Annotated in this window: 7 protein-coding genes; 4 read left to right on the plus strand and 3 right to left on the minus strand. The window is 72.1% G+C overall.

Features of this window, described 5'->3' with window-relative positions; all coding sequences use genetic code 11:
• The first annotated feature begins 51 nt into the window (after positions 1-51).
• Positions 52-621 (plus strand): hypothetical protein, encoded by a 570-nt coding sequence (locus ABD140_RS13295; RefSeq protein ID WP_344240416.1) that lies wholly within the window; start codon positions 52-54, stop codon positions 619-621.
• A gap of 239 nt (positions 622-860) precedes the next feature.
• On the opposite strand, the gene ABD140_RS13300 is transcribed toward ABD140_RS13295, so the two are convergent.
• Both ABD140_RS13300 and ABD140_RS13305 read right to left on the minus strand, forming a co-directional pair.
• On the minus strand, positions 861-1,169 hold the full coding sequence (locus ABD140_RS13300; protein WP_344240418.1) for a hypothetical protein: 309 nt from the start codon (positions 1,167-1,169) through the stop codon (positions 861-863).
• Between the two features lie 9 nt (positions 1,170-1,178).
• Positions 1,179-1,883 (minus strand): DUF2786 domain-containing protein, encoded by a 705-nt coding sequence (locus tag ABD140_RS13305; protein ID WP_344240420.1) that lies wholly within the window; start codon positions 1,881-1,883, stop codon positions 1,179-1,181.
• Positions 1,884-1,985: 102 nt separating this feature from the next.
• Between ABD140_RS13305 and ABD140_RS13310 the strand changes: the two genes are divergently transcribed.
• The 3 genes from ABD140_RS13310 to ABD140_RS13320 all read left to right on the plus strand — a co-directional run bounded on the left by ABD140_RS13310 (position 1,986) and on the right by ABD140_RS13320 (position 10,656).
• Positions 1,986-3,521: a TIGR02677 family protein gene (locus ABD140_RS13310; protein ID WP_344240422.1), complete on the plus strand. Its 1,536-nt coding sequence runs from the start codon at positions 1,986-1,988 to the stop codon at positions 3,519-3,521.
• A 665-nt stretch (positions 3,522-4,186) separates the two neighbouring features.
• On the plus strand, positions 4,187-6,037 hold the full coding sequence (locus ABD140_RS13315) for a DUF2398 family protein (protein WP_344240424.1): 1,851 nt from the start codon (positions 4,187-4,189) through the stop codon (positions 6,035-6,037).
• Positions 6,034-10,656, plus strand: a complete 4,623-nt coding sequence (locus ABD140_RS13320) for an SbcC/MukB-like Walker B domain-containing protein (RefSeq protein ID WP_344240426.1) — start codon at positions 6,034-6,036, stop codon at positions 10,654-10,656. The genes ABD140_RS13315 and ABD140_RS13320 overlap by 4 nt, the downstream gene beginning before the upstream one ends.
• A 168-nt stretch (positions 10,657-10,824) precedes the next feature.
• Here the strand turns inward: ABD140_RS13320 and ABD140_RS13325 are convergent, their stop codons facing one another.
• Positions 10,825-11,190 carry a hypothetical protein gene (locus tag ABD140_RS13325; RefSeq protein ID WP_344240428.1) on the minus strand — a complete coding sequence of 122 codons (366 nt, stop codon included), beginning with the start codon at positions 11,188-11,190 and terminating at the stop codon, positions 10,825-10,827.
• Between the last annotated feature and the right edge of the window lie 251 nt (positions 11,191-11,441).

Consider the following 11,441-nt stretch of genomic DNA (forward strand, 5'->3'; position numbering starts at 1 on the left):
AAACGCTTTGCCCTAGGGTGCGCCGGGGACCAGAGAAGTTGAGGAGACGACATGCGTACAGCGGCAGCCGCTGGAGCGATCATTCTCGGTGCGACGGCGGCGGCGGTGGTGTCCGCCTCCGCGGCCACGGCCGCCCCCCAGTGCTGGACGGGTTCCTGGAAGGTGACCTCCGCCAGCGCCGACCTGGACAGCAAGGACCTGAAGTTCAAGCTGAAGGGCGGCGCCGGCATCAAGCTGAAACTCCCCAAGAGCGGTACGGCCACCTACGACTTCACCGGATCCAAGCCGATGACCGGCTCGGGCAGGGTCAAGGGCGTGCCGACCAAGGCGACGCTGACCCTGAGCAAGAAGCTCACCATCAAGACCAAGCTCACCGGGTCGGCCCAGGGCGGTCTCACCGGCAAGCCCAAGACCGCGCGCGGCGACGCCACCCTGATGATCCGCTCCGGCCTGGTCACCCAGAACCTCAACGTCGCCCGCGAGGTCCGCCGCAACGGCGACATGGGCGTCGTCCCCCGCGACGCCCGCTACACCTGCAAGGGCAAGTCCCTCACCATCCGCCAGACCGTCAAGCAGTCCGGCCTGGTCTCCAAGACCGTCTGGCGCCTCAAGCGCGCCTGACGGCCCACCGAACCCGCCCGGAGCGGCCACCCACAGGTCACGGTCCCGCCTGTCCCCCCTGGCCGTGAGCCGCTCCGCCGGGAGCCCCCCGCCCTCCCGGGCGTGCTCGTCCGCCCAGAAGCGCCCTGCCCTTCCGGGCCGTCCCCGCTTTGCGGGCGTGCTCCGCCCGGCCTGACACGTCCCCACGGGACGTCTCCGCCGGGTGTGCCCTCCCCGGCGGCCCGCGCGGGGGAGGGGCGTCAGTCCTCCTCGGGGGCGAGGGCGCCCTCGGACTCGCTGATCTCCAGGACCGCCTCGACCGGGTCGATCTCGGTGATCCGGTCGACGAGGCCGAGGATGTCGTCGGGGGTGATGAGCCAGCGCAGCGCCGTGGCGCCGGTGGGATCGGCGGTGATCTGGGCCAGCTGGGTGTCGCGTTCCCCGGCGTCGAGGTCGCGGGAGCGCAGATCGGTGAGGGCGGCGGCCTGCAGCGCCTCCGGATCGGCCACCTCGACCATGAGGTCGAGGGAGACGCAGAGATATGTTCCGGTGTCCGGTCGGTTACTCACCGTGCGATGCTATCCCCGTCCCCGGGCCCGTCGCCGGTCCGACAGCTCGGCCTGGCCGAGAGCGGCCTGATCGGCCGCCGCCCGGCCGTGCAGCCAGCCGTCCGTGTTGGTGGGCGAGCCGCCCCGGTAGCGGCGCAGCCGGGGGAAGCGCTCGGCCACCGAGCGCTCCACCTCGGCGTTGCGCGACGCCAGGACGGGCCGCAGCTCGGCCGACGGGTTCTCCCGCACGGCGCGTTCCGTCGCCTCCTTCAGCCGCTCGCCTATGCGCAGCGCGTACGCCGACAGGAAGGAATGGCGGAAGGACTTCGTACGGGACCGGCCCGAGGCGTCCTGACGGCTGCCCGCCTGGAGCATCGCGCTCGTCGCCTGGACGAGCAGCGAGGTGAACAGCAGCTCCACCGCCACGAGGTCGGCGGGGAAGCCGAGCACCGTGGCCTCGCCCCGTTCGCGGTGCCACACCGAGCGGCAGCGGTTCGCCTCGGCCACGACGTGCAGCAGCATCGCCTTGGGGCCCGCGTACGGGTGGGCGACCGCGACGGCCCGCCCGTCCGGCCGCACCCCGCCCAGGCCCGCCTCCACCAGCGCCTCGTCCAGGTTGTACCGCGAGATCAACTCCTGGGCGCGGGCGGTGAGCGCCTCGGCCTCCTGCGGGAACTCGGTGGACTCCGCCTTCTGCAGCAGCGCCCGCACCTTCCCCAGCATCCGCTGGTCCATGGCCCCACCCTTCCACCCGCCACCGACACTCCGGCGATCGCCCACCGGCCAGCCTGCCCGGAGTCCGCACGACCACATGCGGAAATGGGGCACTCTTGACGGGTGGAAGCTCGGGGTGCGCTTGATGCCGGTGGACGCGCCGGTCTGGACGGATCGGCGATCGGCGACAGGTTCCGCCTGTTCAACTTCACGCGTCGCGACGACCACCTGGCGTACCTGCGGGTCCTGCGCGCGATGGACAGGCTGCGCTCGGTGCACCAGGTGCGCGTGCACACCGAGCAGGTGGCGGCGGCGCTGAACGAGCTCGTCATCGCGCACGAGGGCGTCCTCGGGGAGGGCGCCGAGGGGGACAGGCTCGACGAACGGGGACTGCGGGACAAGCTCGACGCGCTCGCGGAGGACGGCGTCGTCCACCGCCTTGAGGACGCCTCACGCGCCGGGAGCCTCGCGCGCTACCGCAACCGCCAGTCCGTCTACCAGTTCAGCGAGCTGGGATACCGCGCGTACACGGCGGTCGAGCAGGTGCTGGCGGCGCGCGTCCGGGACGCCAACCTCTCCCGGCTCGTGTTCTCCGACGTCCTCGACGATCTGCGGGCGCTGGCCGTCGCCAACCGGGCGGGCGACCGGGATCAGGTGTACCGGCGCATCAGCCGCCTGGACGCGGCCATGGAGGACATGGCGCGGCGCTCGGCGCAGTTCCACGTCACGCTGGGCGAGATCATCCGCTCCACGGACACGTCCACGGAGATGTTCCTCACCTACAAGAACGCGCTGCTCACCCATATGAGCGACTTCATGACGGAGCTGGACAGGTACCTTCCGCGGCTGGCCGAAGCCGTCCAAGGGGTGGAGGAGACCGGCGTCTACACGCTGCTGTCGCGCGCGGCGGACGCCGACGAGCGCCTGTTCCTCCACACCAGCGAGAAGATGGAGGACTGGCAGCGCCGCTGGGCCGCGCTCCGCGAATGGTTCTCCCCGCAGGACTCCAAGGCCTCGGACCTGCGCGAGGCCACCCGTACCGCGGTCTCCGCGGTCATCGCCCTGCTCCGCCAGATCACCGAGGCCCAGCGCGGCGGCGTCAACCGCTCCACCCAGCTCCGCCACCTGGCCGAATGGGTCTTCCACACCCCCGACGACGAGTCCGCCCACGCCCTGATGTCCGCCGCCTTCAACCTCCGCTCCGCCCGCCACCTCGGTGGAGCCCACGACGACGACGAACAGATCTCCACCCGCGCCACTTGGTGGGACGCCCCCGGCATCGAACTGTCCATCAGCCTCTTTCGTACCGGCAGAGCCCCCACCCCCGGCCTCCCGCAGCCCGTGAAGGTCAACCGCGGCATCCGCGCCGAACTGCGCAGGTCCCAGTTCGAGCAGCGGGCCGTCGACAAGCAAGCGGCCGCCTCCCTGTCCCGCCGCGGCCCCCACGACCGCGTCCTGACCGAACCCGAGACCCGCGTCGTCCTCAAACTCCTCACCCGCGCCCTGGAAGCCCGCACGGTCGTCGCAGGCCGCCTCACCCACGGCGCCGGCGCCGACGACACCGTGGAACTCCGCCTCATCCCGTCAGAGGCGGGCTCTACGGTCCGTACCGAGGCGGGCACCCTCCACCTCCCCGGCTTCCACCTGGAGATCCACTGACATGCCCCCGTCCCCGCCCGAACCGGGCTCCCTGTATCCGGTAGCCGAGAAAGAGCGATTTCCCGCCCGTCGCCCCTTCCCGCAGCGCAACGGGACGGAAGACGGGCCACGGGCGCTTCGAGCTTCCGGAGCACCCGGGGGAAAGGGGGGCGTCCTGCGGGCGGTCCCGGCTTTCGAGGCGCGCGGCGGAGCGGAGAACGGCCTGCGGGCGCCGCGGTCTTCCAAGGTGTTCGGCGGGATGGAGGGCCGGCTGTGGATGCTGCGGTCTCTTTGGGCGTTCGGTGGGGCGGAGGATGAGTTGTGGGCGTTTCGGGGTGTCGGATCGCGTGGTGGGACGGGGAACCGTCTGCAGGTGCTGTGGGCTTCTTGGGCGTTCGGCGGGATGGAGGGCCGGCTGTGGATGCTGCGGTCTCCTTGGACGTTCGGTGGGGCGAAGGACGAGTTGTGGGCGTTTCAGGGTGTCGGATCGCGCGGTGGGACGGGGAACCGTCTGCAGGTGCTGTGGGCTCCTTGGGCGCTCGGCGGAGCGGGGCACGGCCTAAGGGCGCTGCGGACTTCCCAGGTGCTCGGTGAAGCAAGGGGTGGTCTGCGGGAGTTGCGGGCTTTCTGGATGCTCGGCGGGGTGAAGGGCGGTTTGCGGGTGTTTCGGGTGGAGGTCGGCTGAGATGGTGGCCGTCGGGGTGGAGCCGGCCGAGCTGGAGGACTACCAGCGGGCGGTGCGGCAGGTGCTGACGCGGGACCTGATCACGGCGTCACGGCCGCGGGCCGGGGTGCTGGAGCAGGTGCTGCGGTGGTCGGATCAGCTCGCTCACGATCTCCGGGAGCTCTTCGGCTACCAGCTGATCGCCACGACGCACCTGGTGCGGCTGGTGCGGCGGCTGGACGCGTTCGACGCCACGCAGGGGCAGCTGTTCGCGCGGAACCGGCGCCCGTTCGACCGGCGACGGCTGGCGTACCTGTGCCTGGTGCTGGCGACATTCCAGCGGTCCCGCGTGGAGATCAGCCTGGCCGACCTCGTGCGGCTCGTGACGCCGACGGCCAACGCCGTCGAAGGCCTGGGATTCGAGCCGACCGTCGCGGCGCACAAGGCGGCGCTCGTCGACGCGATCGACTGGCTGGTCGACCACGGCGCGCTGCGCCTGTCGGACGGCTCACTGGAGTCGTGGGCGCGCGACGACCGTACGGGCGACGCCCTCTACGACATCGACCACGAGATCTGCACGGCCCTGTACAAGCCGGCCCGCCCCGTCCAGCACCTGACGAGCGCGGCGGGCCTCCTGCACCCCGGCATGCCGGACGTCCTGCGCGAGGCCCGCCGCCTGCTCGTCGAGCACCCCGTCGTCTACTTCGCAGAAGTACGCCCGGAACTCGCCGAAGCCCTCCCCCGCGCCGCCGAGGACCTGGCCCGCCTCACCGGCCTGACCGTCGAACACCGAGCCGAGGGCATCCTCCTCGCAGACGCCTCCGGCCGCTTCACCGACCGCCCCTTCCCCGGCCAGGGCGGCGCCGTCAACCGCGCCGCCGGCCTCCTCCTCGCCGCCATAGCCGACCTCATAGAAGAAGGCGACCTCCCCCGCCCCACCCCCACCCTGCACACCCCGCACACCCCCGACGCCGCCCTGCTCACCCGCATCGACGCCGCCCTCCCCACCCACGGCATAGCCACCGGCCTCGCCTGGGCCCCACCCGAATCCCCCCTCCCACCCACCCCCACCCCGACGACTACCCCCACGACGACGGCCACCCCCACGACGAACCCGCCCCCCACGCCCACGTCCCGGACCGGCAAGCCCCCATCGAACACACCTGAGGCGGATACGCCTGCGACGGACCCGCTCGCGACGGGCGAGTCCGCAGCGAGCAAGCACGAGGCGGGTCTGCCTGTGGCGGGAGAGCCTGAGGCGGGTGTGTCGGAGGCGAGCAGGCTTGAGATGGGTGCGTCTGCGGCAGAACCGGTCTCCACGGGCGTGCTCCAAGTGGGTGAGCCGGCGACGGGTGGGGCTCACGCAGGTGGGGCTGCGGGAAGGCCGCTTTCTGGGGGCGGTTCCCAAGTGGATCCGACGGTGACGGGTGGGTCGCAGGTGGGCGGTCCTGCGGAGGAACCGGTTGTAGAAGGCGGGTCGGGGACAGGCGGGTTCGAGGGAGGGGCGTCGTCGGGGACGGCGGACCGGACGAAGGCGTTCTCCGCTGGTGCTGGTGCTGGTGCTGGTGCTGGTGCTGGTGCTGGTGCTGGTGCTGGTGCTGGTGGGGAGGGGCTTTGGTTCGTGTCGGAGGGGCGGCTGGAGGGCGTCGTTCGGGAGCTGTACGCGGAGTTCGGGGCCGCGTCGTTCACGAGTGTCTGGCAGGCTGATCCGTCCGGGCTGCTCGCGGCGGCGGTGGCGTTCCTCGCCGACCTGCGGCTGCTGCGGCCTGCGGACGGCGGTGTCCTCGTGCTGCCCGCCGCTTTTCGTTATCGCAACATCACCCTCGCTCTGCCCGAGCGGGGACAGCTCAGCCTGGAGGAAACGCCCGCATGACCCGGTTCAAGCCGTCGCGCGCCGGAGTGATCAACCTGTGGGACTACGTGGACGAGGAGTTCGTCTTCGCCGACGGGCGGCTGGTGCTGCGCGGGCACAACGGCTCGGGCAAGACCAAGGCGCTGGAGGTGCTGTTCCCGTTCGTGCTCGACGGGGTGGCGGACGCCCGGCGGCTCGACCCGTTCTCCGGCGACAACCGGACCATGAAGTCGAACCTGCTCTACCGGGGTCAGGAGTCCGAGCACGGTTACGTCTGGATGGAGTTCCTCGCCCCGTCGGGCGAGACCGTCACGCTGGTGATCGGCCTGCGCGCCCACCGGCACCGCGACGGCGTCGTCACGTCCTTCTACGTGACGTCCAAGCGGCTGGGCGTGGACTTCGGGCTGCTCACCGTGGACGGGCGCCCCCTCACCGACCGCCGCCTCCGCGAGGCGCTGGAGCCCGGCTCGTACGCCAAGACCGCCACCGAGTACCGCGAACTCGTCGACAACCGGCTCTTCGGGCTGGGCCGCGAACGCTACAACCAGCTGCTCGACCTGCTGCTGGCGCTCCGCCGCCCCCTCCTGGCCAAGGACCTCGATCCGGTGAAGGTCTCCGCCACCCTCACGGCCGGCCTGAGCCCCGTCGACGAGTCCCTCGTCGACCAGGCGGCCCGCGACTTCGAGAACCTCGCCGCCGTGCAGCGCCTCCACGACGACCTGAGCCACGCCGGTGACGCGGTTCGCGTCTTCCTCGACCACTACCGCGAGTACCTGCGCGTCCACACCCGCTTCCACCTCGACCGCGTCGGAGCCCGCACCGCCCAGGCCGTCGCCCACGGCACCGCCCTGCGCGACGCCGTCGCCGAGACCGCCCGCGCCACCGCCGCCAAGCAGGCGGCCGACCAGGCCCGCGCCACCACCACCGACCACCTGGCCAAGCTCACCACCCGCCTGGCCGCCCTCAAAGAACACGACGCCTACCGCGCCCAGACCGACCTCGACCACCTCCGCCGCCAGATCACCGACACCACCGACCACCTCACCAAGGAACTCACCCGCCTCACCAACTCCCGCCACCACGCCGCCACCCTCCGCACCGAAGCCGAGGCCGCCACCACCCGCCTCACCACCAGACGCACCACCTTCACCCATCACCACACCACCCTCACCGAAGCCGCCCACACCGCCCGAATCCCCACCGACCCCGCCCCGCCCACTCCTGCGGCCGAGGCCGAAGGCGGAAGCGAACGCCTGCGGGAAGGTCTGGAGTCGGTTCGCGGCCGGGCCGCGGTCCGCCGGGAGGACCTCGCCGAAGTGCGGCGAGGACAGAGCGAGCTGGAAAAGGCGGACGAGGAGCGGCGGAGGGCCGAGACCGGCTTGAAGGAGGCCCGCGAGGAGCTCCTGAAGAGGGAAGAAGAGACCGCGGGAGCCGAGGAGGAGCTGAAGGCCGCACGGAGAAAGACCGCCGCGCGGCTGGAGGAGTGGGGCGTCCGATGGGGCGGAATCGTCAGAGGCCCCGAAAGCATCGCAAACGACAGGCCCACCGAATCCGCCGAAGCCACCGGAAGCGCTAAGACCCCTGCAAACGACGGAACCACTGAAACTGCCGAGAGCAGTGGGAACGCCGCAGATGCCGGGAACGCCGCAGAGGTCGGGGACACCGGGGACACCGGGGACACCGGGGACACCGGGGACACCAGGGGCACCAGGGGCACCAGGGGCACTGGGGGCACCAGGGAAGCCGGAGGCACCGGGGCTGCCGATGGCGTTGGAGGAAACAGGGCGGCTGGGGTCGTCGAGATCGGAACGGGTGCCGCAGGTGCCGGGGCCGCTGGCGGTGTCGGGGAAGACGAGGTCGCCGAGGTCGCTGGGGTCTCTGGGGTCGCCGAGAGCGGCGGGGACGCCGTAGGCGCTGGAATTGTCGGGAGCGGTAGGGGCGCCGGGGCTGCGGTAGGGGTGTTGGCCGCGGTGCTGGAGCGGGTGGGGGAGGCCGGGGCTGCGACGTTGGGGGAGGCGTTCGCGGAGCTCTCCGAGGAGATTCGGGTCGCGGCGATCACGGGGGTGGCGGAGCTCGGGGCGCGGGGGGAGTCCGTCGCGGAGGAGTTGCGGGGGCTGGCGGCGGAGCGGGCGGAGATCGCTGCGGAGCGGGACGACGCGCCGCCCGTGCCGGTGGGCGGGGAAGGGCGGGAAGGACGTGAAGGTGCGGCTTTCTGGCAGGTCGTGCGGTTCGCGGACGGGTTGAGCGACGCGGAGGCGGCGGGGCTGGAAGGGGCACTGGACGGGGCGGGGATCCTGACCGCCTGGGTGCATCCCTGCGCGGAGAGCACGCGGAAGGCTTACGCGGCGCGGTCGGCGGACGGGTTCCTGCTGCCGGGGGAACCGGTGGCGGGGCGGTCCCTGGCGGACGTGCTGCTGCCGGAGAGCCATGAGGCGGTGCCGGTGGAGGCGATCGAGGCGGTGCTGGCGTCGGTCGCGCTGGTCGACGGGGACGACCCGGCCGTGCCGGGTGTCGGGACGGACGGGCGGTTCTCGTTCGGGGTGCGGGTGGGGGCCCGCCCGAAGGAGCGCCCCGAGTACATCGGCGCCACCTATCGGGCACAGCGCAGGCGGGCGCGGCTGGAGGCCTGCGACGCGGCGGTCGAACGGCTGCGCGAGGAGCAGGGGGAGATCCGCCGGGAGCAGGAGCGCCTGCGCGGTGTTCTGGACGACCTGTCGGCGGCACGGAGGGCGCTGCCCGACGTCGGACCGGTGCTGCGCGCGCTCAAGGAGACGGAACGCGGCTCGGTGCTGCTCGGCCAGGCGAGGGAGGCGGCTTCGGCCGCGCAGAAGGCGCTGGACGAGGCCGCCGCCGTGAAGGAGGCAGCCGAACGCCGGGTGCGCCGGCTCGCCGCCGAACGGGACCTTCCCGCGACGGAGGAGGGCCTGGCCCTCGTCGCGCAGGCGGTCGACGACTTCGTGGCGGCGGGCGAACTGCTCTTTCGGGAGCAGGAGGACATCGCGGAACTCGAACGGGACCTGGCTTCGCGCTGGGGCACCGTCGAGCGGCTGGAGGCGCAGAACGCCGAGGACGAGGACTCCCTGGACGAGCGGCGTGCGGCGCTGGCCGTCCTGGAGGAGCGGCTGGCGGCCCGCGCCGAGGCTCTGGGCTCCTCCCTGAAGGAGGTCCTGCGGCAGGTCGAGGAGACCGAGAGGGCCATACGGGAGGCCGAGTCGACTCGGTCGGAGCACGACTCGGCGGTCTCGGCCGAGCACGACGCGCTGGTCAAGGCGCAGGCCGCCGTCGAGCACGGGAGCCAGGCGATGGACGAGGCATGGGACGTGCTGCTGGAGCAGCTCGCGGCTTTCGCCCCGTTCACCCGCCCGGATCTGCGGGAGGTCATCGGTGTCGGAGCGGCCGAGCTCTGGCCCGGTCGCCTCGGCACCGCCCAGGAGCTCGGCACCCGCACCGTCGCGCTCATCGTCGAGGGCCGCGCGCCGGAGGAGGCGGTCCGCGAGGTGCTTCCGCCCGCCGCGGCGCGGATCCTCGACGCCTACCGCGCGGCGCTCCCGGCGGGCCGTCCGATCGGCGAGAACGCCCGCAAGTCGACCCGTGACGCGATGGCGGACGCGTTGAAGGAGTTCAGCGACGCCCTGGACCAGTGCGAGGAGGACTACCGCCTGGAACTGGACGCCGGGGAGGTCGTCGTGGTCCAGGTCCTCGACGTGGAGGGCCGCGGCTCGGTCCCGGCGTTCGCCGACCGGATCGCGGGCCGACTGGTCGAGCAGAGCCTCCTGCTGGACGAGCGGGAGCGCACCGTCCTGGAGGACGAGCTGCTGAGCAGCCTGGCCCAGCAGATCCACGACCGGGTACGGCTGGCGCGTGAGCTGGTGCGCGGGATGGACGCCGACACCCGGTCCCGGCCGATGTCGACGGGCAGCACCGTCGGCATCCGGTGGGCGCGTTCGGACAAGCTCGACGAGCGGCAGCGCGCCGTCGCCAACCTGCTCACCCGGGACACGGGGGCGCTCGGCCCGGAGGGCCTGGCGGAGCTGCGGGGCCTGCTCCGCGAGATGATCCGCGCCCACCGCGCCCAGTACACCCGGGCGAGCTACCTGGAGGCGCTGCGGGCGGTCGTGGACTACCGGACGTGGTTCGAGTTCCAGCTCCGTCTGGCCGAGCCGCACGGCGACGAGGTCACGCTGACCCGCGCCAAGCATTCGCAGATGTCGGGCGGCGAGAAGTCCGCGGCGATCCACCTGCCGCTGTTCGCCGCGGCCAACGCCCTCTACTCGTCGGCGAAGGACACCTGCCCCCGCATGATCGCGCTCGACGAGGCGTTCGCCGGCATCGACGACCGCTACAAGCCCGAACTCCTGGGCCTGACCGTGAAGTTCGGCCTGGACACCTTCATGACGGGACACGACCTGTGGGCCTCGTACTCCTCGGTCCCCATGGCGGCTCATTACGACATGCACAGCGACAAGGCCTCTCATACGGTCTCCACGATGCTGGTGCTCTGGGACGGTTCGGCGCTGCTCGACGCCGACGCCGCCTACTCGGGCAACGACGCCCTGGCCGAGTCCCTCCTGGGCTTCCCGCCCAGCCGCCGCTCTCCCGCCGAGTCAGGCCTCCTCGCCTCCCTCACCGAGGAGGCCTGAGCGGCCACGGCGAGAGCGGAGCGAAGACCGGCTACAGACCTGAGAGGGAGCCTCCAGGAGACCTGAGAGGGGGCTCCCAGGGGGTAGGAGCCCCCTCTCAGGTCGGGACGGCCGCACCGCGATGCGGCAGGCGGCAACTCGGGTCCAGGAGCAGGCGGCCGCGCCGGATCAGGTTTTGAACGCCCCCAGCTTGTAGAGGCGGCCGAGGACGGCGTTCTTGCCCCGCCCGAGCCGCTCGGTGAGGGACTCCAGCGGTTCGCCCTGGTCGAGGAGGGCGAGCAGCCGGGTGTCCTCGTCGGACGTCCAGGGACGGTAGGCGTTGGGGTGGCGTTCGCGGAGCGTGCTCACCGAGCGCCGCCCCGGCAGGTCGATCACCGCGATGTCGTCGAGGGCGGCCTCGCCGACCACGGATCCCTTGTCGAGTGCTCTTAACGTTCCGTCACCGATGACGAGCCGGTCGGCGGAGAGGCCGAGCTCGCAGACCGGCCGTCCGTCGTGTTCCTGCGGCTTGCTGAAGGTCAGGTGAATGTCCATGCCGCCAGCATGCGCGCCCTCGACCAAGATCGCTTAGCGGTCTGTGGACAACTTCCGCGCGGGTGGGCGCGCATCCCCTGGAAGGGCCAGAGCACAGCCCCGCCCAAGGCGTGATGCACGAGCGGAAGCCCCTGGAGGAGGTTGGAACCCATCGATCCAGGAGGAGAACATGAGGTTGGCACGGGGAACGGCGGCCGCCATGGCGGGCGCCGTCGCTCTTGGGGCGGCGCTCCCCACGGGGGGCGTCGCCG

The organism is Actinocorallia libanotica (genome assembly GCF_039525175.1).
In the GTDB taxonomy this organism is placed as follows: domain Bacteria; phylum Actinomycetota; class Actinomycetes; order Streptosporangiales; family Streptosporangiaceae; genus Actinocorallia; species Actinocorallia libanotica.

What these genes read in the sequence shown, in the direction of transcription:
- ABD140_RS13295 (WP_344240416.1), top strand. Translation starts at nt 52, where the DNA reads ATGCGTACAGCGGCAGCCGCTGGAGCGATCATTCTCGGTGCGACGGCG.
- ABD140_RS13305 (WP_344240420.1), bottom strand. Translation starts at nt 1,883, where the DNA reads ATGGACCAGCGGATGCTGGGGAAGGTGCGGGCGCTGCTGCAGAAGGCG.
- ABD140_RS13315 (WP_344240424.1), top strand. Translation starts at nt 4,187, where the DNA reads ATGGTGGCCGTCGGGGTGGAGCCGGCCGAGCTGGAGGACTACCAGCGG.
- ABD140_RS13320 (WP_344240426.1), top strand. Translation starts at nt 6,034, where the DNA reads ATGACCCGGTTCAAGCCGTCGCGCGCCGGAGTGATCAACCTGTGGGAC.
- ABD140_RS13325 (WP_344240428.1), bottom strand. Translation starts at nt 11,190, where the DNA reads ATGGACATTCACCTGACCTTCAGCAAGCCGCAGGAACACGACGGACGG.